The 23754-nt window shown below is 35.9% G+C and carries 24 protein-coding genes; 14 read left to right on the forward strand and 10 right to left on the reverse strand.

Going from position 1 to position 23754, the window contains the following annotated elements; translation table 11 throughout:
* Positions 1-32: 32 nt before the first annotated feature.
* Genes M899_RS06880 through M899_RS06890 form a run of 3 tightly spaced genes read left to right on the forward strand, consistent with a single transcriptional unit; the run spans position 33 to position 1882 of the window.
* Positions 33-485 carry a DMT family transporter gene (locus tag M899_RS06880; RefSeq protein ID WP_034728309.1) on the forward strand — a complete coding sequence of 151 codons (453 nt, stop codon included), beginning with the start codon at positions 33-35 and terminating at the stop codon, positions 483-485.
* A complete protein-coding gene (locus M899_RS06885) occupies positions 486-1250 on the forward strand; it encodes an arylamine N-acetyltransferase family protein (protein ID WP_021270740.1) in 765 nt (254 codons plus the stop codon).
* Positions 1250-1882, forward strand: a complete 633-nt coding sequence (locus M899_RS06890) for an NAD(P)H-dependent oxidoreductase (RefSeq protein WP_021270648.1) — start codon at positions 1250-1252, stop codon at positions 1880-1882. Before M899_RS06885 ends, M899_RS06890 begins: the two co-directional genes overlap by 1 nt.
* Here the strand turns inward: M899_RS06890 and M899_RS06895 are convergent.
* The gene (locus M899_RS06895) at positions 1879-2754 is read right to left on the reverse strand and encodes a LysR family transcriptional regulator (protein ID WP_021270749.1); all 876 of its coding nucleotides are present in this window, start codon (positions 2752-2754) and stop codon (positions 1879-1881) included. The genes M899_RS06890 and M899_RS06895 overlap by 4 nt on opposite strands.
* 117 nt (positions 2755-2871) lie before the next feature.
* Between M899_RS06895 and M899_RS06900 the strand changes: the two genes are divergently transcribed.
* From M899_RS06900 to M899_RS06915, 4 genes are all read left to right on the forward strand, one after another.
* Positions 2872-3249, forward strand: coding sequence for an OsmC family protein (locus M899_RS06900; protein WP_021270750.1), 378 nt, complete (start codon positions 2872-2874; stop codon positions 3247-3249).
* 80 nt (positions 3250-3329) lie between these two features.
* Positions 3330-3809, forward strand: coding sequence for a hypothetical protein (locus M899_RS06905; protein ID WP_021270702.1), 480 nt, complete (start codon positions 3330-3332; stop codon positions 3807-3809).
* On the forward strand, positions 3809-4912 hold the full coding sequence (locus tag M899_RS06910; RefSeq protein WP_021270748.1) for a phosphoenolpyruvate--glucose-phosphotransferase regulator: 1104 nt from the start codon (positions 3809-3811) through the stop codon (positions 4910-4912). Before M899_RS06905 ends, M899_RS06910 begins: the two co-directional genes overlap by 1 nt.
* An 82-nt stretch (positions 4913-4994) precedes the next feature.
* Entirely contained in the window at positions 4995-6125 is a 1131-nt protein-coding gene (locus M899_RS06915; RefSeq protein ID WP_021270717.1) for an NnrS family protein, read from the forward strand.
* A gap of 28 nt (positions 6126-6153) precedes the next feature.
* On the opposite strand, the gene M899_RS06920 is transcribed toward M899_RS06915, so the two are convergent.
* Together M899_RS06920 and M899_RS06925 are read right to left on the reverse strand one after the other, a co-directional pair.
* Complete coding sequence (locus tag M899_RS06920) at positions 6154-6642, reverse strand: hypothetical protein (protein WP_021270686.1); 489 nt, start codon at positions 6640-6642, stop codon at positions 6154-6156.
* 129 nt (positions 6643-6771) lie between these two features.
* Positions 6772-7881, reverse strand: coding sequence for a hypothetical protein (locus M899_RS06925; RefSeq protein ID WP_021270678.1), 1110 nt, complete (start codon positions 7879-7881; stop codon positions 6772-6774).
* A gap of 99 nt (positions 7882-7980) precedes the next feature.
* Here M899_RS06925 and M899_RS06930 point away from each other — a divergent pair, with 99 nt between their 5' ends.
* The 5 genes from M899_RS06930 to M899_RS06950 are packed head-to-tail and all read left to right on the forward strand — an operon-like array spanning position 7981 to position 14062.
* Positions 7981-8349 carry a hypothetical protein gene (locus M899_RS06930; protein ID WP_021270693.1) on the forward strand — a complete coding sequence of 123 codons (369 nt, stop codon included), beginning with the start codon at positions 7981-7983 and terminating at the stop codon, positions 8347-8349.
* 52 nt (positions 8350-8401) lie between these two features.
* On the forward strand, positions 8402-9628 hold the full coding sequence (locus M899_RS06935; protein ID WP_021270700.1) for a TolC family protein: 1227 nt from the start codon (positions 8402-8404) through the stop codon (positions 9626-9628).
* A gap of 8 nt (positions 9629-9636) precedes the next feature.
* On the forward strand, positions 9637-10218 hold the full coding sequence (locus tag M899_RS06940) for a hypothetical protein (protein ID WP_021270679.1): 582 nt from the start codon (positions 9637-9639) through the stop codon (positions 10216-10218).
* An 18-nt stretch (positions 10219-10236) separates the two neighbouring features.
* Positions 10237-13380 carry an efflux RND transporter permease subunit gene (locus M899_RS06945; RefSeq protein WP_021270683.1) on the forward strand — a complete coding sequence of 1048 codons (3144 nt, stop codon included), beginning with the start codon at positions 10237-10239 and terminating at the stop codon, positions 13378-13380.
* A 49-nt stretch (positions 13381-13429) separates the two neighbouring features.
* A complete protein-coding gene (locus tag M899_RS06950; protein WP_034728313.1) occupies positions 13430-14062 on the forward strand; it encodes a LysE/ArgO family amino acid transporter in 633 nt (210 codons plus the stop codon).
* On the opposite strand, the gene M899_RS06955 is transcribed toward M899_RS06950, so the two are convergent.
* The 4 genes from M899_RS06955 to M899_RS06970 form a co-directional block, all read right to left on the reverse strand.
* Positions 14042-15229: an MFS transporter gene (locus tag M899_RS06955; protein WP_021270722.1), complete on the reverse strand. Its 1188-nt coding sequence runs from the start codon at positions 15227-15229 to the stop codon at positions 14042-14044. The genes M899_RS06950 and M899_RS06955 overlap by 21 nt on opposite strands.
* A gap of 117 nt (positions 15230-15346) precedes the next feature.
* The gene (locus M899_RS06960; protein ID WP_021270734.1) at positions 15347-17857 is read right to left on the reverse strand and encodes an ATP-dependent helicase C-terminal domain-containing protein; all 2511 of its coding nucleotides are present in this window, start codon (positions 17855-17857) and stop codon (positions 15347-15349) included.
* 44 nt (positions 17858-17901) lie between these two features.
* Positions 17902-19290, reverse strand: a complete 1389-nt coding sequence (locus M899_RS06965) for a hypothetical protein (RefSeq protein WP_021270742.1) — start codon at positions 19288-19290, stop codon at positions 17902-17904.
* A 125-nt stretch (positions 19291-19415) separates the two neighbouring features.
* Positions 19416-20651 (reverse strand): NAD(P)/FAD-dependent oxidoreductase, encoded by a 1236-nt coding sequence (locus tag M899_RS06970; protein ID WP_021270660.1) that lies wholly within the window; start codon positions 20649-20651, stop codon positions 19416-19418.
* Between the two features lie 129 nt (positions 20652-20780).
* Here M899_RS06970 and M899_RS06975 point away from each other — a divergent pair, with 129 nt between their 5' ends.
* Both M899_RS06975 and M899_RS06980 read left to right on the forward strand, forming a co-directional pair.
* Positions 20781-22208, forward strand: coding sequence for a protein adenylyltransferase SelO (locus M899_RS06975; protein ID WP_021270658.1), 1428 nt, complete (start codon positions 20781-20783; stop codon positions 22206-22208).
* Between the two features lie 22 nt (positions 22209-22230).
* Positions 22231-22575 carry an FKBP-type peptidyl-prolyl cis-trans isomerase gene (locus M899_RS06980; protein WP_021270661.1) on the forward strand — a complete coding sequence of 115 codons (345 nt, stop codon included), beginning with the start codon at positions 22231-22233 and terminating at the stop codon, positions 22573-22575.
* On the opposite strand, the gene M899_RS06985 is transcribed toward M899_RS06980, so the two are convergent.
* From M899_RS06985 to M899_RS06995, 3 genes are all read right to left on the reverse strand, one after another.
* Complete coding sequence (locus M899_RS06985; protein ID WP_021270755.1) at positions 22572-22799, reverse strand: hypothetical protein; 228 nt, start codon at positions 22797-22799, stop codon at positions 22572-22574. The two genes, M899_RS06980 and M899_RS06985, sit on opposite strands and share 4 nt — an antisense overlap.
* 155 nt (positions 22800-22954) lie before the next feature.
* Entirely contained in the window at positions 22955-23311 is a 357-nt protein-coding gene (locus M899_RS06990; RefSeq protein WP_021270670.1) for a hypothetical protein, read from the reverse strand.
* A 24-nt stretch (positions 23312-23335) separates the two neighbouring features.
* Complete coding sequence (locus M899_RS06995) at positions 23336-23728, reverse strand: hypothetical protein (RefSeq protein ID WP_021270654.1); 393 nt, start codon at positions 23726-23728, stop codon at positions 23336-23338.
* Between the last annotated feature and the right edge of the window lie 26 nt (positions 23729-23754).

Below are 23754 nucleotides of genomic sequence, written 5' to 3' on the forward strand. Positions count from 1 at the left end.
AAAGTGGGCCCCAAGTTCACTATCCTTGGGTTATGAAAATACTAATATTTAATCTATTAAGCATCGTTTCAGGCATGGCCATTGTTATTCAAAGTAGCTTGAGTGGCCAGCTTTCTAAAAACCTTCAAAATCCGCTTTTAAGCTCATTTTGCCTTTATCTGGTAAGTGCCATTTTAATTGGGGTTTTAATTGCCTTTGGTCTTGTACCATTGCCATCAATTGAAAGAGTAAGAGCTACTCCAACTCATCTATGGTTCCTTGGAAGTCTTTTTAGCGTTGTAGGACTTGGGCTTTGTTATTGGTTAATGCCGCAAATTGGAGTGGCGCGAGTTCTCGTGGGAGTTGTCACTGGGCAAATGGTCGTAGCGACTATCATTTCTCATTTTGGCATTTTCGGTATGCCTGTAATTGAAATCAATAAAGAGAAATTCATTGGACTAGTTTTATTAATTGTAAGTGTTTTACTTATCAATAAGGAGGGATAAATGAAGCAGGTAAATGAGAACATTCTAAAACATTTGAAAAATTACCCATTTAACAACGTCGATATACTTTTGGGGCAAGGTGAAATCCTTTCGCTGGCCGATCATGCTTTAGAAGATAAAATCTCTCATAGAAAACGCGGTGGCTACTGTTTTGAACATAACAAATTTTTTAAAGAGGATCTAAGAAAAGCGGGTTATGAATCACAGTACGCTTTGGGCAGAGTGATCTATGGAAATAATGATGCCGATAATCCGAAAACGCATCTTGTAAATATTGTCACCATTAATGATCAGAAATATTTAGCAGATGTTGGTTTTGGTCCCTATAACCCGTCTGTTCTGGTTCCTTTGAATGGAGTAGAAGTAGGGGCCCATAATAATACAACTTATCGAGTTGTCTTATGTGAAAGAGGGTATTATCGACTCGAATTAAAAAAAGAAGAGGGCTTCTTTTCTCTCTATCAATTTGAATTAAATAACTATACTGAAGCGGACCTTAGGCTTTCAAATTTCTACGCGAATACTCACCCTGATTCAAAATTTGTTAATAGTTTTGTTATTTCTATTTTTGCAAATGATGGTGTGAAATTTATGAGCAATGACATGTTTTCACATATTAATAATGGTGTGAGAGTTGATGAAAAAATTGAAAGTGCTGAAAGACTTTATCTATTATTAGTAGAAGTATTCAAGATAAGCATCTCAGCATTTGAAGCTAAAGTACTATTCGAAATCATTCAAAAATTTGTTAGAGGGGATAAATAATGATGAATCTATTAGAGAGTTTAGATTGGAGATATGCTGTAAAACAATTTGATGAAACTAAGAGAATCTCAAACGATGATCTTCATAAATTGAAAGAAGCTTTGAGACTTTCTCCTTCTTCTTATGGCCTGCAACCTTGGCACTTCTTAGTGATCGAAAACGAGGAGGTAAAACAAAAGCTTAGGGCCGTGAGCTGGAATCAAGGACAAATAACACAATGTTCTCATCTTGTAGTTTTTTGTTATAAAACAAATTTTAACACTGATTCAGTTGATGATTTTATAGAATCAGTTGCCTCTATTCGAAATATTTCGAAAGAATCAATGAATGATTATGCCAATATGATGAAGGGATTTGTTAATGGCCTTTCTCGTGAGGAATTAAACGAATGGGCGAGAAGACAAGCATACTTGGCGCTAGGGCATTTCCTTGTGAGTTGTGCCATGATGGGAATAGATGCCTGTCCTATGGAAGGATTTCTTAAAGATAGCTATGATGACATTTTATCTTTAAAAGAAAAAGGACTAGGTACTGTTGTCATTTGTCCAATTGGTTATCGCAGTAAGGATGATCGCTTTAGTACAATGGAAAAGGTGAGATTTCCCCTAGAAAAAATTTTTACTGAAATTTAAATTTCTTTAAATTGTTCCACCATATGGTTCCAAAGGTCATTGGCCGCCGGACCAAATGGTTTATTATTTGCCCTAACGATATAAAGAGGCAAGGTCTTTGCTTTAACACCATTGAGTTTTAATTCAATGAGTTTTTTTGCTTTGATTTCTTTTTCAATTGAAGAAGCTTCTAAATGACCCCATCCAAAACCATTGAGAATTAGCTCTTTTTTAATCATATGATCAGAAACAGTCCATCCTCTTGAATCTTGATTTTGACCGAAATCGAGGGGCAAAGATTTTTTTGCAGAGTCTTTTACAATAATTTGTGGAGTTTCTAGAAAGAGAGGGAGTTGTGGTTTACTCGTTTTAAATATTTGTGTAGAAGCGACGGGAATAATTTTAATATCGCAAATTTTCTGTGATTCTACTTTAGAATGTTTGCTAATAAAAGGAGTGATGGCGATATTAGCGTTGTTGTTAAGTAGTTTATCTTCTGCTCCACCAAGAACTTCAAAGTCCATTTCAAGCTTTGTATGATGACAACTCTTTCTAAACTTATTTAAAACTTTTAGAAGAAATTCAACAGGACATAAATAGTCAATGGCAAGGCTTAATTTTGCCTCTCTGCCCATGCTGAGCTCTTTTGCTAGAGTTTGAAATTGTTGAACTTGAGACAGAATATCTAGTGCTTTTTCAAATAGAGCATTTCCTTCATCAGTTAGTTTCACACGATAGGATTCTCGATCTAGAAGAGTTACTCCAAGTTCATCTTCTAAGTTTTTCATAGAAGTTGAAAGAGTGGGTTGGGTTTTATGAAGAACTTTAGAAGCGGCCCTTAGCCCACCTTCTTTTGCGATTGCGAGGAATGTTTCCAGTTGATCTAGAGTCATATCAAGTCCTGAAATAATGATAAGTGTTTTCTATCATGATGATTATCACATAGTAATGTTATTGAATCTAGGATTGAGATAAAATAAAATCGATAATAAAAATTATTAGGAGTAATTATGATTAATGCAAAAATAATAGAAGACTATTTTACTTCTTTAAAGAGCGATAAAAATGAAATCTTCTCTGATATTGAAAAGAGTCATGGAGGTAATGAGAAGGGGTTGAATCCTCATGAATTGGTAGAGGCCGCCCTTGCTGCTTGTACAATAATGACAATGAAGAGCTATGCGAATATTAAAGGCTTTGATCTTGGGGACACATTCGTTGATGTGAAAATTGAAAATGAGGGAGTAGAGTCAAAACTAACTAGAACAATAAAGCTAGATTCTAAGATAGATGAAAAGATGCAAGAAAGATTAATGTTAGTGGCAAATAAGTGTCCAATTCACAAACTACTCATGTCGAATATCACAATTGATACAATTAAGTCGTAAATCCTTCCTTTGGTTTTTCAAATAATGATCTAAAGAATAAGTATGTAGGCTCCGATTAATAAATAAATCGGAGCATTATTGTGAAGCATATCCAGAAATTATTATTATTATTATCTCTATTTATCTTTAATACTTATGCATCAGAGTCAAGTATTGTTTCTTTCATTTCAAAAAAACTTCCTGAGAAATTGCAAAAATTAGCCCCAGGTAAAACAACTTCAAGTGAAGTTTTAAAAGTCGTTGGAAAGGCCCATAAAGAGAAGGGTGATAAGTATTTCTATAAATTAGATCATAAAAAATATGACACTACGATTTCACTAAAAAATGGAAAAATAAATTATTTCATCTTCAAGTTCAGGCCCGGAGTATTAAAAATTAGTGATCTTGTTCAGTGGGTAGAGAAAGAAAGAATTCAAAAAGCCTACGAAGTTAAAATGGAAAACTCTCACGATGCAGGTAACTCGTTTCAATTGCCACTTCCTGAGTATGGACTCTATTTCGTTGTATCAAGAAGTTCTGATAATTGGATTGATGCAGTAACAGTGATGGAGAAGCAATAATGAAATTTTTCCTCGCATTTACAAGTATGATGATGAGTTTATCCATTTTTGCACAAGATATTGATTGCTCTTCCTATAATCCGAAATTTTATCCGAATAAATCTTTAGATGATATTGAAAAAGTTCTTTCTCGTTATGAGCACGTTGGACGCTACCCTGTTGTAGGTAAAACAACATGTCGAATAAAATATTCAACTAAGGACTATGAGGCGAAAATAGCTAGGAAAGACAAAGAAGCTGGAAGTGCTAAGGTCTCAGTGGAGTCTCATGGGATTAAATTTAAAAACGAATCGCCTGAGCTTATAAAAATTTTTGAGAAACTTACCACCAAAGAGAATTTCATTGTCTCAGATGATGAGCACAACTTCACATCAAAATGCGACAAAGTCCTTTGTGCTGTAAAAGAAATCTTTGGGGATGATGTTGGTCCTAGAATTCTTTATATACATCAAGAATATGGATTAAATGCTTCGTATCTTTCTTTTAGAGATGCAGATAATTGGCAAAAAGATGAGCTCGATTTAATGCTTTGGGGGCTTGAGGACCTGCCTAGGGGGATGCTGCCGCTTGAAGATAATCGTTCGTTTGTAAAAATGCAAAAAGGGATGACGTATAAAATGTATAGTGGATCAGGAGGCTGTGTCGGAGCTAATGCTGAGCTTCGCTTTTTTGATTGCCTTTGGAATAATTTCGGATCTGATCTAAATAGAATGGCCGTTCTTGCTCACGAAGTTGCACATTTTGTAGGACATAAACTCAACGCTGATAATTCTTCGGAATGGGAAGATTTAAGTGGTTGGGAAAGTGAAATGAGTTTTGAGAACTATGATTTGAAAACAGAGTGGAGTAAAAGTGAAGATGCATGTTTTTTCTCTACATATGGGCAAACAAATCCTGCCGAAGATTTTGCTGAGGCCTTTGTGGCCTATAGATATGTGGCGGATGAATATAAAAAAGAGTGTCCTGAAAAATATCAGTATCTAAGAGATAAAGTTTTTAATGGTATCGAATTTACAAAAGATAAGAAATATTGTGAAAAAAGAGATCAAGTTAAATTTGAATTAACACGTTCTCAAAAAATACAAATGTTTCTTCCTTTTTAAAGTCTCTTTACAAAAATCCTATACAGGAGTATTGATATATTTATAATATATTAATAAGACGGGACCGTAAAGGACTGTATCTATGCTAAAAGATCATCCAGTATTATCAGTAAGTTTTAGACCCTTTTTTCTCTTAGCCGCATTAATTGCCACAATTAACCCGACGTTGTGGGCCTCCATATACCTTGGAAGATTTAATCTTGCACTAAACTCTGATCCTTTGTATTGGCATGGACATGAGATGCTCTTTGGTTTTACAGGGGCCCTTATCGCAGGCTTTCTTTTTACAGCAAGTGCTCATTGGACAAATACAAGACCTTATCAGGGAAAGGCCTTGTTGTTACTTGTCGCCATGTGGATAGTTGAAAGGATGTCCTTTTTTTTACCAGTTCCAAAAGAAATCTATTTCCTTTTATCAAATATCTTTTTGCCAACTGTTTTAGTCTTTGCCGTAAATAAACTTAAGAATCATAGAAAACAACTTATTCCGTTTAGTGCAATTCTTACAGGTATGACACTTTCAAAACTAATTTATAGTTTTGGAAATACTTATGAATCTTATGAGTGGGAATCATTCGGAAAAATGATGGGAGTAGGGATCTTAAGAATTTTAATTCTTCTTATCGCTGGGAGAGTATTGCCTTTTTTTACAATGAAAAAAATAGGCGATGTTCAAATAGATGTACCTAAGTTCATTCAGATACTAAGTATTGCGACTTTGCTACCACTGGTTTTTAAAGATTGTCCGCCTGTATTTTATCTTTTTGCTTTCATCTTAAATTTCTCTAGACAAATATTTTGGCGTCCATGGTTGAGTTTTAAAATCCCCATTCTTTTTGTCTTAAATTTAGGTGTGTTCTTAATTAATGTTGAATTATTCATTGAGTGGTTTAATTCATTCAATGATTCATTTTCTTTCGCACAGTCGGCCCTTCATTTATTCCTCGCTGGAGGACTAGGAGTTGTGGCCATTGGAATAATGACAAGAGTTTCCCTGGGGCATACAGGTCGTAATATTCATGCTAATAATTGGACTCTTGTTGCTTATTCTTTTATTTTGATTGGGGCCATGATTAGATTTGTTATCCCAGTATTATTTCCAGAAAATTTCTTATCTAGTATTCATTTTGCGAGTGGTTTTTGGACTAGTGGCTTTTTGATTTTTCTCATTGTTTATGGAAAAATTCTTTGGACGAAAAGAGTTGATGCATAAAAAAAAGGCCCGTTTGGGCCTTTCTGTATTAGTTCTTTTTATACACACAGCTTGATTGTCTTTCCCAACCGCTACCAAAAGTCTCGCTATAAGAGCGCATAACATCTAATGTTAGCTCATCTCCATCAAGAGTAAGTGTTAATTCGTTTTCAGCTTTTCCAGTTGTAATTAGAGTACCGAATTTCGTCGTTGTTTTCAAATTAACGCTATTATCATCACGAGTCGCTACAGTTGTTGTTTTTGATTTTGTACCATGTGATGAATTTGTTGATCTTTGTTCTAGTTTCCCGCCATTAATATTTTGAATTAAGAGCTCTTCTGTACTTGAGTCTAAATTAAAATAAGAAGAGAGATCATTAGATAAATCTATGGTGATTGATTTTCCTTCATCAGTGATTTCTAGGATTCTTGCGCAATCTTCTCCATTTCCAGAAATTAGCTCATAAGATCCTGTTAATGCAAATGCAGGAGTCATAAAAGAAAAAGCAAGGGCAGTTCTTAGAATTAGGTGTTTCATTGATCCTCTTTTTGTACTTTTTGTACAAGGTTAACTAAAAATTTGATCAATTATGACTCAAATACAGAATATTTATAGTGTCTTGAAAATTATACAGGGGGATGGTCAATCGCCAGACAGGTTATGTAACTACTTGTAACGACTAAGTTCGTAATAGATCAAATCATAGAGGAATTGAGCATTTTCAGCGTTTTCAAATGGATAAAGTGAATAGCGAGTATCATTTGAGATGATGCTGACCTCACCACCACTGGCCCCAACAGAAGTATTTATTAAGTTTAAAAGGGCATTCTTAGCATCGAAACTTCGAAGTGTAATATCATCTATTTCCTGAAGTTTAATTTTGTGGGTAGTGTGACCCATAATTTTATAACTTTGTACTTCAATTGATTTATCGCTAAAAGATAATTTAAATCCATTTTGCCTTCTTCCTAATGTCGCATTTAACGTAAGAAGAATTGGAATAACAAAAAAGAATCCAATAAATGAATAACGGATAAAGTTGGGTGGGTTTCCCGTACTTAGTTCTCTAAAAAAGTAGAGCGCAAAAGGAGTAACAAAAAGAAGTACAATCAGTGAAGGAGTAAGTGCACCAATAATAGAGGTTTTAAAGTTGCTTTCAATTACTGACTTTCCTGTACTTCCAGAACATTTAATATGTGTTTTTAGGGGTGATTGAGGTCTGCTAATATTGGATTCAAGCTTCTCCATAAAGGCAGGATCAACCTCAGATGGGCCTAAAATTTTTCCACCTTCTTCATCATTTCTTAAATTGAATGAACATTGTCTAGCAATGGATTCGGCCTTTTCTCTCGCAAGTAGATAGTCGCGTAGATTATTTTCGATATTTATTTTCACATCATTCGTTGTGATGAGTCTCACAGGATAAACAGTATACGAACTATTTTTACTCTTTCTAATTTCTTTACAGATGTGAATGTATTTAATGTTCTCAAATTTAAAATGAAATCGTTTAAAAGGAACCAAGAGCCCCCAGTAGGTAAGTCCTCTTCTTCGAAAAGGGTCGAGGATGTAGCCACTTCTTCCGAATAAAAAGGCAGCGCCAATAAGTGTGAAAATGAATGAGACTATAAGTCCTACAAAAAGTGAAGGTTTCGTACCACTCCATTGAGCATTGGGATTAAGCATGGCATAGAAAAAAAATAATCCACCTGCAAAAAAAGGAATTCCTATTACTGCTAATGCCCCAGGTGTCTTATGTGCTTCAATTATTTTCATAACTTCCATATCGGAATAAATAGATAATAATTAAGGGGAATAGGGAAGTTGAGAAATTAAATTGACTATATTTCAAGAGCCGATTAAATTTTATAGATAATGATTAAAGTAATAACTTGTCTATTAATTTTATGTACGTTCTTTTTTGGCTATATAAGCGAGCCAAAGGCAGAAGTCTATGATTCAGCAAGTGTTACGGCCCTCGAAAAATCAAAAACTGATATTGGATCTAAATTAGGTCCAGAAATCGTTTCTGAAGATTGCCATGATTGCTCAGATGATCCATGCCATGCTGAAGAAGGCCATTGTCTTCATCATTGTTCAGGAATTCATAACATCATCAACACAAAACCAACTGTAAAAATACACGATTTTGCTTTTTCCAATACTAAAGAGTCTTGGTATTTCTTATTTCATTATGAAGAACCTGCTCTCGATCCATCTTTAAAGCCTCCACTTTTTTCTTAACTTTACTCAAAAAGTATTACCTTTTTAATTAATCGATTTCATAGGAATGAATATGAGACACGTTGTACACCTATGTGTATTGGCCTCGCTGTTAATGAGTAGCGAAGCCCTCGCAAATTGTCGTATTGAAAATTCAAACGACTTATTAAGTAGTATTAAGAACAATCACCCTGATTTAAGTCTTTCTCTAATAGAGAACAAAATTGCAAGAAAGTTGATTGATGAGGCCAAGGAAAGGCCCAATCCTGAGTTGGAACTCAGTGGTGTGAAGGGAGAGGATAGCGATGGAGATACGACTAAAACAGGGGTATCCATTGTTCATACCATTGAATTAGGTGGGAAGCTTGATGCAAGAGTTGATCTTGCCACTAAGGTTGCTGATCAGGCCAAGTTTGAATTAAGAGAGCAGAGTGAAGATATATTGATTGATATTGTTTTAAAGCTCTACAGGCTTAGACAAGTTAATGAATTGATTCCAATTTATGAAGAGGCCCATGATGCATTTTCTAAGATCATCAAGACCAAGGGACAAAGAAAAACACTTTCTCCTGAAGAGTTAGTAGAGAAAGAAACACTGATCTTAGTTGCGAATGACTATAAATTGAAAGTTGCTAAACTTAGATCAGAACAAAGTGACTTAAATTCCCATCTCTCCCTTTTTATCGGTGAGAAGTGCGAACTCAAAAATTCAGTTCTTCCTGGCTTTATTGAATTTAGAGACAGGTTTTCGAAGTCGAAAACTGATTATGAATATTCAAAAATCTTGAGAGCGCGGGCAGTTTTAGAAATGTCTAAGTCTCGCTTTGATTATGAAAAGAGTCGCGCTTATTCAGATTTAAAAATAAAACCAACTTTTGAGATTGAAAAGTCTGATGGGAAAAACTATCAGTCAATAGGGCTTAGCTTGTCTATGGAACTACCACTTTTTAATCGCAATAACGCGAACAAAGAGATGGCGAATTTAGAAATGGAAAGAGATGCTCTCAAACTCAAGAATATTGAACTTGAAGCAGACATTGATAAAAGATCTTGGGAAAAAAAGTATAATTCGTTTAAACGTTCTTTGATGGTTATCGCAACAAAAAAAGAACTTGATGAAAAGCACAATAGAATTGAAACCCTTTTTAAAAGAGGGATTATTTCAACTTCACTTGTTATTGAGTCTCATCGTCAGTTGATCGAATTTGCCAGTACGAGATTTGAATTTGAATTAGGGGCCGTTGAAGCATTATGGAATATTTACAAAATCAACGGAACATTACTAGAAGAAAAAATTTAGGAGTAAACATGAAAGCATTATATTTAACATTAATTACAGCTTGTCTTTTAACTGTATCTTCTCTCGCTGGAGAAGGACATAATCATGAAAAAACTTATAAAAAGGCCGTTGAAAAAAAACACGACGACAAGAAAGATGATAAGCACGATCATAGTAAACACGAAGAAGAAGATTCTGATCACAGCGACCATAGTGATCACGATCATGGTGAAGAAGAACATGCCCATGGATCGGCCAAGGCCGTAGGAATAGGTAAGGCCATTGAAGCAGTAGATGAAAAGCTTGGTTTTAAACTTAGCAAAGAGGCGATAAAGGCACTTGGACTCAAACTCCAAACAGTAGATTCTGATGAATTTCAAATTACAAAAGCGACTTTAGTGACTTCGAAGGATTTGAAAGGTGTATACCGATTTAAGGCAGGTTTTTTCAAGTTAATGCCAGTTAAAAGTATTACTGAGAATAAAGAAGGCTACAAAGTGAAAGTTGAAGGCATTGAATTTGGCGATCAACTTGTTATTAATGGTATTGGTCTTCTTCGTATTGCTGATGTCTATTCAACTGATAAGTCTGAATACGGTCATTCTCATTAATTTAATTTAGGTATTATTATGATTAATAAAATAATTGAATTTTCTGTAAACAATAGAATGTTTGTCTTTCTGGCAACTCTATTGTTAATCTTGTTTGGTTTTAAATCATTCCAAGATTTATCAATTGATGCCGTCCCAGATATCACGAACACTCAAGTTCAAATTAATACACAAGTAAAGGGGCTCGTACCTGAAGAGGTAGAGCGTATGGTTACTTTTCCAATAGAGTATTCAATGAATGGAATTCCTGGCGTTGAAACGATTCGCTCAATTTCACGTTATGGAATATCTCAGGTCACAGTCATTTTCAAAGAGGGGACAGATATTTATAAAGCGAGGCAATTGGCCTCTGAAAAATTACAAAATATCGAACTGCCAATTGGTGTAAATCCTGAAATGGGTCCTATTAGTACAGGCCTTGGAGAAATCTTTCACTACTCAATTGAGGCAAAAAATCCTGCGAGAAATGAAGATGAGCGCTTAATGCAGCTTATGGAACTGAGATCAATTCAAGATTGGTTTATTAAACCGAGACTTCTAACAGTTAAAGGTGTAACCGAAGTTAACACTATTGGTGGTTATGAGAAGCAGTTTTTTATTCAGCCCAACGTTGCCAAGATGACTGAATATGGAATTCACTTTGATGACATTGAAAATGCCATTGAACAAACAAATGTTAATGTCGGAGGTGGTTATATTCAACAAACTGGGGAGCAACTACTCGTACGCGGTGTTGGTCTTCTTCATGACATTAAAGATATTGAAAATGTTGTTGTTAAAAGATTGTCTTCTTATCAAATCATTAAAATCAAAGATATTGCAAATGTTCGTTATGATAAAGAAATTAGAACTGGTGCAGCTACGGTTAATGGTGAAGAGTCAATTGTCGGTACGGCCTTTATGCTATTGGGTGAAAACTCAAGAACTGTGGCCCAACGAGTGTCTGGAAAATTAGAGGATATTAAAAAAGACTTACCAGAATGGGTTGAACTAAAAGTTCTTTATGACCGTTCCAATATGGTTAATGCCACTTTAAATACTGTTGAGCATAACTTATTAATGGGAGCAGGGCTTGTTATCGTCTTTTTGCTACTTCTTGTAGGGAATTTAAGAGCAGCAATTATTACATCTCTTATGATTCCAGTCTCATTACTGATCACATTTATCCTTATGAGATGGCAAAATGTTTCAGGGAACCTCATGAGCCTTGGTGCCCTTGATTTTGGAATTATTGTGGATGGAGCAGTCATCGTAATCGAAAACTGTGTTCATCGCTTGCAAAAAAGGGGTGAACAATTAGGGCGTGAATTAACTCGCGCAGAAATTAAACAACTCGTCATTGATTCGGCCATTGAAATCAGATCTGCTGCAGGTTTTGGTGAATTGATTGTTATTACAGTATTTATTCCTTTATTTGCTTTAACAGGAGTTGAAGGAAAAATGTTTGGTCCAATGGCCACAACATTTATTATGGCATTAGGGGCAGCGTTGGTACTTTCATTCACGCTAGTACCTGCTCTTGCCGCAACTTTTTTAAGCGGTAAAACAAAGGATAAAAAACCATTTCTTATGGCGATGGCAGAAAAGGCCTTTGGCCCAACTCTTGATATGGCACTAAAATTTAAAAAGGCCGTTCTTAGTATTGGAGTCATTGCAATTGTTTTAGGTGTTGTTCTTTTTTCTAGAATGGGCTCAGAATTTATTCCTCAATTAGATGAGGGGGATTTTGCTATTCAATTTATCCGTCCTGCTAACATTAGTACTGAAAACTCTGTCATGATGCAAAGGCTTTCTGAGAAGGTCATTAAAGAGTTTCCTCAGGTTAAAGATGTCTTTGCTAGAACTGGAGCTGCTGAAGTTGCCACAGATCCAATGGGTGTTAATATTTCCGATTCTTATGTCATGTTACATGATCGCTCAAAGTGGCCCAAAGATGATGTCAATAAACATATCTCTTCAAAAAAAGAGTTAATGAAAGAAATTAAAGAGAGATTGGAATTAACCATACCTGGTCAAGTTCTAATGCTGTCACAGCCTGTGGAGTTGCGCTTTAACGAGCTATTGGAGGGAACGAGGGCCGCAATTTCTGCGAAAGTCTACGGTGAAGATTTAGATAAACTCATTGAATATTCCAGAGAGATTGCTGAAGTTATTGGTGAAATCGAGGGAGCTGGTGAGGCAGAGTCTGAATCAAAAGGAAAATCACCAATGCTTCAATATACTCCAAAATTTGAAGAACTTGCAGAACTTGGCGTTACGGCTAGACCTGTTTTAGATGCAATTAGTACTGCGATTGGAGGTCGAGAAGTTGGTCATGTTTACGACGGGGTTAAAAGGTTTCCAATTGTCACCAGGCTCTCTGAACAGGAACGTCAAGATGTCATGCTTGTAAGAAAGCTTCCTGTAGGTATATCAGAGGGCTTTACTGTACCAATCGAAAAAGTTGCAAAAATTGATTTTGTGGAAACTTTTACGGCCGTTTCAAGAGAGAACTCTCAAAGAAGAATCGCCGTTTTAGTGAATCCTGAGACACGGGATATTGAAAGCTTTGTTCACAAGGCCCAAGAGGCGGTAGCTCAGAAAATAAAATTACCTGAAGGTTATTTTATTGAGTGGGGTGGTACATTTAAAAATCTTCAAAGTGCAAAAGAAAGGTTGGGAATTCTTGTTCCCCTGGCCTTGCTAATCATTTTGGCGATGTTGTACGCTGCCTTTAAAAACTTTGCACAAGTCATTCTCATCTTTGCTTGTGCACCTATGGCCTTAATTGGAGGAGTACTTTCTCTAAATATTATGGGTATGCCATTCAGTATTTCTGCAGGAGTTGGCTTCATTGCTCTATCGGGTATAAGTATTTTAAATGGAGTTGTCTTAGTTACTTATTTCAACAGATTAATTGAAGATGGTAAATCTGCAGATGATGTTGTAAGAGAAGGGGCAATGACAAGACTAAGGCCCGTTCTTATGACTGCCTTGACGGATATCTTTGGCTTTTTGCCGATGATGTTCTCATCTGGATTGGGGGCCGAAGTTCAAAAGCCACTTGCAACGGTAGTCGTTGGTGGAATTTTGTCAGCAACTATATTAACATTAATCGTGTTACCAAGTTTGTATAGGTTGTTTATTAAACATATGCAGCCAAAACTTGTTTTTAACGAATAAGAATTTACACAAAGGGGAGATTAGAAATAATCTTCCCATTTTAGGTCAGATGGAAAACTTTTTAAACGGCTTCTTTTTACAATCGAGTTTAATTCTAGGTCTTGGGGCCCAGAATATCTTTGTTCTTGAATCGGGATTAAAGAAACAAAGGCATCATCTTGTCGCTACAGTTTGCTCCATTTGTGACGCTCTTCTTATTGCTGTTGGAGTCATTGGTGCTGCCACAATTTTTGTAAAATTTCCTTTGCTTAAAATTTCGTTCGGGATTTTTGGAATTATCTTCCTTGTTTACTACGGAGCAAGAAAACTCTATGAAGGAATTACATCTAAGAAAGAAAAATTGGATGGGAATTTCATCAAGGGAAAAATTTCTGCAAAGAAAGTAATTATGCTCTCTCTATGGTTTAGCTTACTAAATCCTCACGTATATTTAGACACTGTTGTTCTTATAGGTGGCTATTCTGCAAAATATCCGGATATTAATGACAGAATGTTGTTTGGCCTTGGGGCCTCAACCTTTTCTATCCTTTGGTTTTTCGGATTGGCGGAATTCTCATCAGCTATGGGGAGATTCCTGAAAAATGAAAATTCTATGCGATATATTCAAGTTGCTTCAGGAATTATTTTATTATTTCTATCGTATAAACTTTCTCTAGATGTTCTATACTGGTTTAAATTCTAAATTTGCACGAATTTTTCGTCCTCTCCTGAAAATGAGAGCGGCGAAGGCACAAAGAATAAGCCCACCAATTGAGACCGCTGGCCACTTACCCCAACTCCAAAGCAGCGTCCCTGCATATGAACCTAAACTTCCCCCAGTAAAATAAGAGAATATATATATTGTATTAAGGCGACTGCGCGCATTTGGATTAAGTTCAAAAATTCTTGATTGATTTGATATATGAGCAACCTGAATTCCTAAATCAAGTATCAGCACACCAAAGACGATACCTATTGCATGTACTGAGGATACTGCTAATAGTGCAAAGGCCAGCATTGAACAATAAAGACCGAGCCTAATCGTTGCAGCTGTTCCTTTTTTATCTGCATACTTTCCTGCAAGTGGTGCTGCCAATGCCCCAATCATTCCAAGAGCACCAAAAAGACCAATCGTCTGCGGCGAATAGTGAAAGGGCGCACCTTCGAGGAGAAATGTTAAAGTCGTCCAAAAAGCTGAGAAAGACGCAAAGAGTATTCCTCCCATTAATGAGGCCTCTCGAGCAATTGGGAGGTCTCTAATAAGCTCACCAAGGGATAATAAAAGACCTTTATAACTACCTTGAAAATGTGGCCCTGAATACGGAAGTACAATTTGAGTTACAAATGCTAAAACTATATTGATTGAACCGGCAATGAGAAATACACCAGACCAACCCATATACTGCCCAATAAATCCTGCTAGTGTTCTGGCCATTAATGAGCCCAGAAGAATTCCAGAGAGGACTATTCCTGTCACTTTTCCTCTTTCTTCTGGTTTTGCTAGATTGGCAGCGAATGGAATTATGACTGATGCTGAGACATTAAAAAAACCCATGGCCATGCTCAAGATGTTTAAGACTAAGAGAGTGGGGCTGTAAGAAATTCCAATACACAAGAGTCCTGAAACAATCATACTGGCCTGAAGAAGCTTTCTTCTTTCAACCATGTCACCAAGTGGAACTAAAAAGACAATTCCAAATGCATAGCCAATTAATGTTAATGTTGGCACGAGTCCAATTTCAGCATCACTGACATTGAAGTGTCTCGCAAGAACTCCAAGGAGGGGTTGATTATAGTAAACATTACCAACTACTAAAGTACAGGTAATGGCCATGAAGAATATTTGAAATTTTGTTAAGCCTTTTTCCATAATATTGCCAATTTAATGTTGGATGGATTCAAAAGCAAGACAGAATAGCTCAGGGTTTTTTATTGGTGATTGTACATACTTAATAAATAAGATTATCTGGGTTATTTGTTTATGAAATTATTTTCTTAAGATGCGAATCGGATCACTTTTTTCTGGCTCCTGCGGCCAATAGTGTTTTGGGTATCTGGATTTAAGTTCTTTTCTTACTTGTTCCCAAGAAGATGACCAGAATCTAGGGAGGTCTCTTACTATTTGGGCCACTCGCTCAGCAGGGGAGAGAAGTTTTATTGTTAAAGGTAGCGTATCATTTAGGATATGAGGGTGTTTCGTCACTGAGTATAGGTCTTGGATTCTCGCTTCTATATAGGGAGTATCTTCGTCATATTTTACATTAAATGTTTTTTGATTATTTAATGTGATTTTATCAGGAGTTAAATTCTCTAAGGTATAGAGGTCAGTCGCAGACAATTGCTCTTCGATCAAAATGCGCAGATCATTTTCAAGAAGAATCTTGTAAGAGCTTTTTTCATCAATGATGGAGTCAATGAACAACTCGAGCATATCATCGGCCAGTAAAGGGCAGTTGTGTTCGATATTGGCATTATTAAGTAATGAAACTTTGCGATTATAGATTTCAAGTTCTGAAATATCTTTGAATGGCCAAGGCCAATTCTCTTTTATGATTTGAGCAAGCTCTTCTCCGATTGGAATTAACGGAGGCATTGTCGTTGATGAAATATTGATTTTCCCATATTTAAGATGGGAAGTAATTGTCAGAGTACCTTTCTTTTCGTTAAAGACTGTTTCTTTTTCGTTTGTTAGTAATGAAGAATCCAATTCTTTTATATGAGTTTCTAAAACTTTTGAGGCATAAAGGATTCTTGTTCCTATTGCGGCATTGGCCTTAGGGTCTTCAAGTGCATCTAAGACAATGATGTATTCTGGTAGTGTTACACTTGTGCAACTTTGTCTCGTAGGTCTTCCTCCACGTCCTTGACAGAAATTGTATTGATTTCCTTTTCCTTTTTTGGCGATTCTATCTGGAAAACCTTTCAAGATGTAAGGGATTATTGTTAGATAGTCTGTCTTGTTTTTGGGAAGCGATGTGCTCATCTTAAAACGGCTACAAAGAGAGGTGTAGAGTTCAATAATTCGTTGTTCTTTTTTTCTGTCAATATAATGGAATGGATAGTCGGCAAGTTTTTGATCTTTCCAGAAGCTTGCTTTGATCAAATCTAGTTGAATCGAAAGGTCACAAACATCATCATCATTTTCATTGAATTCGACATTATTTTTGAGAAGCATTCCTTCTGAGATTATACAAACAGTAAGGATAATGTTTTTAAGTTGCTCTTCTGTTTCATTTCTTGCGTGGTAAACAATTGCGCTAAGTCTTGGGTGAAGAGAGAGGTCAGAAGAAAAGTGTCCAAGATCTGTTAGACGATACTTTTTAATGGCATTTAGTAGCTCCAGCGTTTGTATCGCTTTATTTACATTGTTTTCATCTGGGAATTCAAACCAAGAGAGCTCTTCTAGAGAAGATATGCCAATTTTAAATAGATCGAGAATGAAGTGCGAGAGTTCAACTCTTTTTATTTCTGCTGGTGTAAAAGCAGGGCGAAGATTGAAATCGGTTTCAGAATAAAGCCTGTAAACGATACCTTTTTGAATTCGACCGGCCCTTCCTGCTCTTTGTGTGGCACTCGCTTTAGAAATTTTTTCTAAAAGCAGTAAAGGCATTCCACTCCAAGGTGCAAAGCTTGCTCTACGTTCAAGGCCGATGTCAATAACACCAGTTATATTTGGAATTGTAAGAGATGTTTCAGCAATATTTGTTGCAAGAATTATTTTCTTATCGTCACCATTAAAGGCCAAATCTTGCTCTTTCTTAGATAAAGATGAATGTAGGGGGACAATGTTGATGTTGGGATCAATAACATCTTTTAATTCTCTTTCAAGTTTCCTTATTTGTGTCATCCCTGGCAAAAAGACAAGAATATTGTGCGAGCATCTCTTATCTTTTAACATATTTTCGATGGCCATTAAAGGGTCAGCTGTATGGTATTCAATATCGATAGGAAATGTTCTTCCTGGCACATCAAACACAATAGAATCATCTAGAAAATTTTCTAATTCATGAGTGTCGAGTGTTGCAGACATAATTACCAGTTTTAAATCTGGCCTAGTCGTCTGTTGTAGCCTGCGAATTAATGTTAAGGCCAAATCAGTATGAATATTTCTTTCATGAAATTCATCGAGGATAATTGTAGAATATTCGCTCAATGTTTCATCACTTTTTAGATAACTTAAAAAGAGACCTTCTGTAATAAATAAAAGTTTTGTGCAAGAATTGAGTTTCTTATCAAAACGAATGTGGTGACCAACTGTTTGGCCCACTTGTTCCTCAAATATTTCGGCACATCTTTGAGCTGATAATTTTGCTGCAAGTCTTCGAGGCTCTAATACAAGGACTTTCGCTTTTGATTCTAGGCACAGATAAGGTGGAAGTCTTGTTGTCTTTCCTGCACCTGTTTGAGCTTTGATTATGAGACAATTGGATTTCTCTAACGCTTTTGCGATATCTTCTAATTTTGCATCAATGGGGTAGACTGAAGGATTTAATTGCACTTTGAAATATTAACAGCATGGATAAACTATTCAAAGTGCTTTGCTTAAATTTTTAAAAGCTCTTTCATTTCTTTATAGGCCAGACCAGAGAAGTTCTGGCTCCACTCGTCTAAGAAGGGTTCATTGTCACTTGCTACTAATGCACATCTCATCATAAATTCACCCTGATCCACAGGACTACCTGATTTCTTACAATACTTGGCCCTCCAGTGATTGTGAACTTGGTAATAGAGATCGGATGTGACCCTTTGAATAAAGGCATTCTTCCAATTTTGAACATCTTTGAGTGAAAGATTTTTTGGTCTTAAACCTTTCAGTGAACTAGATTCATTGTGTTCATAATCGCTATATGTTTCGTAAAAGTTATGACTGACTATAACTTTTTTTCCATCAATTGTTATTTCAGTCTGACCTGTAAGTCTTAGGTTCTGATCGACCTGTCTTACTTTAAATGTATAAGACTTGCTTACATCGCGATATTTTTTAACTTTCTTATCTCTAAATTTTGGAACAGTTCGTGTCTTTTTAGCTGTAATCATTTGGCAAGGGTTATATGTATTCAAATAATTGCATTTCATTTCTTTTGCATAATAAACTTCATTCACCCAATATGTTTCTCTCTCTGTCGTCCAGTATGATTCTTGATCTGTGTAGTTGGTCGTCTTTGATGGATTGCTACTTTTTTCATTGTAGCTAAAATGCAATTTTGTTTTACTACTGATTCCTTGTTTTCCATTAGAATTATAGAGTCTAGAAGAAGCGATGTAATTTGCACCGGGAACTTTTATATTGTCGATGATATAGCTTGCACCATCAAATTTATAAAGTTCCTCATCCGTACTTATGACGATGTTGTGACCTTCGCCAAAATACTCACAATATTTACTCGTAAAGATATTATAAAATTTTTGATCTATAATGATTTGGGTACATTTTTCTTTTCCCTTTGCAATTATCTCATTCTCATAAACTTGATAACCATCAATTGGCCCCAGCACATCCCTGAAAGAAGTTAGTGTCTTATGCGTCTTTAGAACAAATCCCTTTTCAAGATCGCTTGCGAGATATCCTTTTAGATTAAGAAGTAGTTTTTCAAGTTCTGTTTTTCTAAATTCAGAGCCATTGATATCTGTGTTAAGATTCCACTCTCTCATATTCTTATCAAGTTCTCTAATTTTCTGTAGGGCCGTCATGGGATCACCTGCAAGTCGTGAATCTCGAACTTTTAGTAGTTCGACTTCATAAATTTTATCCTGACTCCTCTTGAGACCAATATTCAGATCAGCATTTGCTGGATTTACTTTGAGACCAAGTTGAAACTCCTCCATGGCCTTGTGATACATTCCACTATCATAATATTTACGACCATTATCCAGATAATCTCTTTTTGTAGCACAGGCAAAAAGTAGAAAGACGAAAATCAAATTTTTCATGGTCTAATCCTTTAAAATCATTGTTCTATAAGGATAGGACAAGTCCAAATTTGATGAAAGAATCTTTTAAAATCTTAATATTTAATTAACTAATGGGCCGAAATTATGCGGATGAACACACCTCATTATTTGATGAGGCGTGCACCTCTTTGCTCAGTGATATAGCTATATAGCCAATCAAAGAAGATAAAAACGCGATTTCGAAACAAGACAAGAAATAGAAGGTGAATGAGGCACCATGAAAGCCAAGCAAAGAATCCGGCCATTTTAAAATGTCCCACTTGCATAACGGCCTTACTCTTACCAATTGTTGCCATTGTTCCTTTGTCTAGATACTTGAAATTGTCTCGTTTTCCTTTGGGAGTATTGTTTTTGATAAGTCTTGCAACATACTTACCTTGTTGTGCCGCCACCGGTGCAAGTCCAGGCAGAAAAGTGTTTCCATTTTGAAAAGCAGAGGCATCTCCGATTACAAAAATATTACTATGACCTTTGATGCTACAGTCTTTCTCAACTATAGCTCGTCCCATTTTATCAAGTTCACAATTAAGTTCTTTAAGAATCGGATTGGCCTTATTACCCGCGGCCCAAACAACATTGCGTGCCGGTATGAAATTATCGCCAATGGTTACTCCTTCTTCACTTATATCTTTTACAAAAGATTTAAGGAGAACCGTAACCCCAATTTTTTCCAGATCTTTCTTTGTTCTCTCTGAAAGTTTTGGATGAAAGGCACTGAGGACTCGATCGCCACCTTCAACTAAGTAAACCTTTGATCTTCTTGGATCAATATTTGAAAAATTTTTAGTTAGAGTTTTTGTGGCAATTTCTGCAATTGCGCCGGCCATCTCTACACCAGTTGGACCGGCCCCAACGATAACAAATGTCGTAAGTGCATCGATTTTACTTTGATCTGTTTCAAGCTCACTTAATTCATAACTCTTTAGAATATTCTCTCTGATTTTTAAGGCATCAGATAAGCTTTTTAATCCTGGAGCAAGTGATTCCCATTGATCGTTACCAAAATAACTATGGCGAGCGCCTGTAGCGATAATCAAATTATTAAATTCAAATTTATGCTCTGAAGATGTTTCTATAGTTGAAGTCTCTTTATTTATTTTTTGGACTTCATCCATAATGACGCTCACAGAGGGGTACTTCTTGAGTATTTCTCTGATTGGTGTTGCAATGTCTGCAGGTGATAGACCAGCGGTCGCAACTTGGTAAAGTAAAGGCTGAAAGAGATGATGATTGCTCTTGTCAATAATAAGGACTTCTTTCTTTTTTTGACCGAGCTTAATGGCAGCGTTTAGACCACCAAAACCACCACCAATAATGATAGTGTCAAATTTCTTTTTCATAGTGCATCCTTGTCGCTATTTTAGTCTTGATGGAATTTGGAGTCTAGAAATTAATAAAAGAAATTTCTTGTTATTGGACGGAGCTTACGAAGTCGGTTAAGATGCAGGGAAATATTGTTTAGGTTTTTTATGATTAATTTTACAAATAGCTACAATCAACTCCCAAATGAATTTTATTCTAATGAAACACCAAGTGCAGCAGTTAAGCCTCATCTAATTGCTTTTAACGATAAGCTTGCGAATGAACTTGGTTTAGATTGTTCATCCATCGATAATGAAAAGCTGGCCTTCGTTTTTTCAGGTAAAGAATTATTAGAAAAGGGAAGCTATATTTCGATGGCCTATGCGGGTCACCAATTTGGACATTTTGTACCGAGTCTCGGGGATGGAAGGGCCATCTTAATGGGGGAAGTCACTGACCGTGAAGGTCTGTTATACGACATCCACTTAAAGGGAGCAGGACGTACTCATTTTTCACGCCGTGGAGATGGAAGATCATCTTTAGGTCCAGTTCTTCGAGAGTATATTGTAAGTGAGGCCATGTATCACTTGGGCGTGCCGACAACAAGGGCCCTTGCCGCTGTATTAACAGGTGATGATGTATTCAGAGAGGATATTTTTCCAGGGGGAGTATTTACTCGTGTGGCCCGTGGCCATATTAGAGTGGGAACTTTCGAATATTTTTTCTCAAGAGAAGAACATCACAATGTCAAAACACTTAGTGATTATGCCATTGCTCGCTTTGATAAAGATTTAATCGATCACGAGGATAAATATAATCAGTTCTTCGACAGAATTGTAACAAGAAAATTGAGTTTAGTCGCAAAGTGGATGGGACTAGGTTTTATCCATGGAGTTATGAATACAGATAATACTTCAATTAGTGGTGAAACGATTGATTATGGTCCTTGTGCTTTTATGGACAAATTCTCTTTTGATAAGGTCTTTAGTTCAATTGATCGCCATGGTCGTTATCGTTATGCGAATCAAGGTAATATCGCTCTTTGGAATCTTTCTGTTTTGGCCAATACTCTTTTTCCTCTTTTAAAAAGAGATGAGGAGAATGATGAAGAAGTTGTCCAACGATTACAACAAAAATTTAAAGAGTACTCTGCTTATTATGAGGCACAGTGGCTGAAAGTGATGGGCAATAAAATTGGAATCTTTGATCCGCATCCAAGTGATAGTGAGTTGATTAATGATTTTCTTCTCACAATGGAAAATCATGGTCTTGACTTCACAAACACATTTAGAAGTTTGCATAACTTTGATTTTGTCGACGAAGAAATATCTTCGCGTTGGCATCAAAGATTAAAAGAACAAGGAAAAGGTTTTGACGAAGTAAGAGAATTAATGGATTCAGTGAATCCTTTTATCATACCTAGAAATCATCAAATTGAAAAAGCAATCAATGATGCAATTGATGGTAACTTTGAACACTTTCATTTTCTTAGAAATGCTTTTGGTAATCCTTACAAAGAAGAGAGTGACTTATTATCTCTTACTGTAGAGCCCCTCGCTGGCGAAGTCGTGACAAAAACTTTTTGTGGAACCTAATTTTTAAAATAAGGAATTTTTTATGGATAACTTAGAACTTAAAATTGAAGACCTCGTTATTGGCGAAGGCAAGGAAACTGTAAGAGGTGCTCTTCTTATTGTTAACTATGATGGGCGTTTAGAAGATGGGACAAAATTCGATTCATCTTATGATAAAGGACGTCCATTTCAATTTGTATTTGGTACTGGCAGAGTCATAAAAGGCTGGGATCAAGGTCTTGTGGGGATGAAAGTTGGTGGCAAGAGAAAATTATTTGTTCCTAGCCATTTAGGTTATGGAGAGAGACAGATTGGCAATATCATTCCTCCTAATTCAAACTTATGTTTTGAGGTTGAATTATTGGATGTATTAACTCGTGATGATTAAATTTGTGCACCCGGAATAAACTGGGTCACAACCTTTATTAGAATCAAACGGATTGGCTCAATATTAAGTAAGCTCATTGTTGTGACGATACAAAGGGCATTTATAATTCTAATCTTCTTCTCATTTTTAATTCTTAGAACATACTTTGAAAACAGTATGCTTAAGGCCCCGAGAATTAGTCCTACAATTGCACCAATGGTTAATGAAATTAGAAATTGACTCATCTGTTATCCTGTTACGTATAATCATCTTATCGTAATGGTGATGGGTGAGTTGAGTTAAGAATTTTTGATGTAGAGTTTGAAAATTTAGAAATGTTGTCTTTTGATGAAAAAGTGATGGAATAAAAAAGGCCCTAATAATTAGGGCCTAGATTGAATTAAAGTTCTTCACAAACTACAGATTCAACATGGTACCAACCATTTTCGCCAGAAGCGTGGTCGTATCCATCATAATACCAAGAAACAACTGTTACAGTGTACTTGTCATAGATATTTTGCTCATACTTTTGCTTTCCATAAAGTACTGTTGTGAACTTGTAATCTACAATTCCTTGATCAACTACAACTCTTTCTTTTTTAGAAGAAAGAACTTCTAGAGACTTGAATTGACCGCATTCTTTTTCGATACCGTTTTCAAGTGTTGTGTTTTGTCTTGCATTGTATTCAGAGTTAATTAACTCAGCTGATGCAAAAGTTGATGTTAAAAGAGCTGCTACTACTAATAATTTCTTCATGTGTTCCTCCCAAAGATTCATTAATTAAAGGCAATGGTTATTTTCGTCATTCAAAATTTCAAAAGATAGTTTCTCTTCGTAACGGCGCCAGTTACTATAGTCACTATCTTCAATTTCAACTGATAGCTTATTAATTGAGATCCCATTTTGATCAAGGTGAGTAACATCCATCTTGTAGTAAAGGTCTACAATACCTTGGTCAACACGATCCTTCTTAATTGATAGGGAGTCTACTTTAAATGATTCACCTCTTACTCCAAGTGAACATGTTGAAAGTTTTGATTCTAAGTAATTTGCAATAACAGGTTTCATATCGAAATTGTTACTTACGATAATTCTTCCTCTTTCAACTCCATTACCAGCATGGGTGTTACCTAGTGATAAAGCGATTAGAGCAATGCTTAGAATTGTTTTCATGTGTGACTCCAAAAAAATTAATGAAT

The sequence above is a fragment of the Bacteriovorax sp. BSW11_IV genome (assembly GCF_000447755.1).
Taxonomy (GTDB): domain Bacteria; phylum Bdellovibrionota; class Bacteriovoracia; order Bacteriovoracales; family Bacteriovoracaceae; genus BSW11-IV.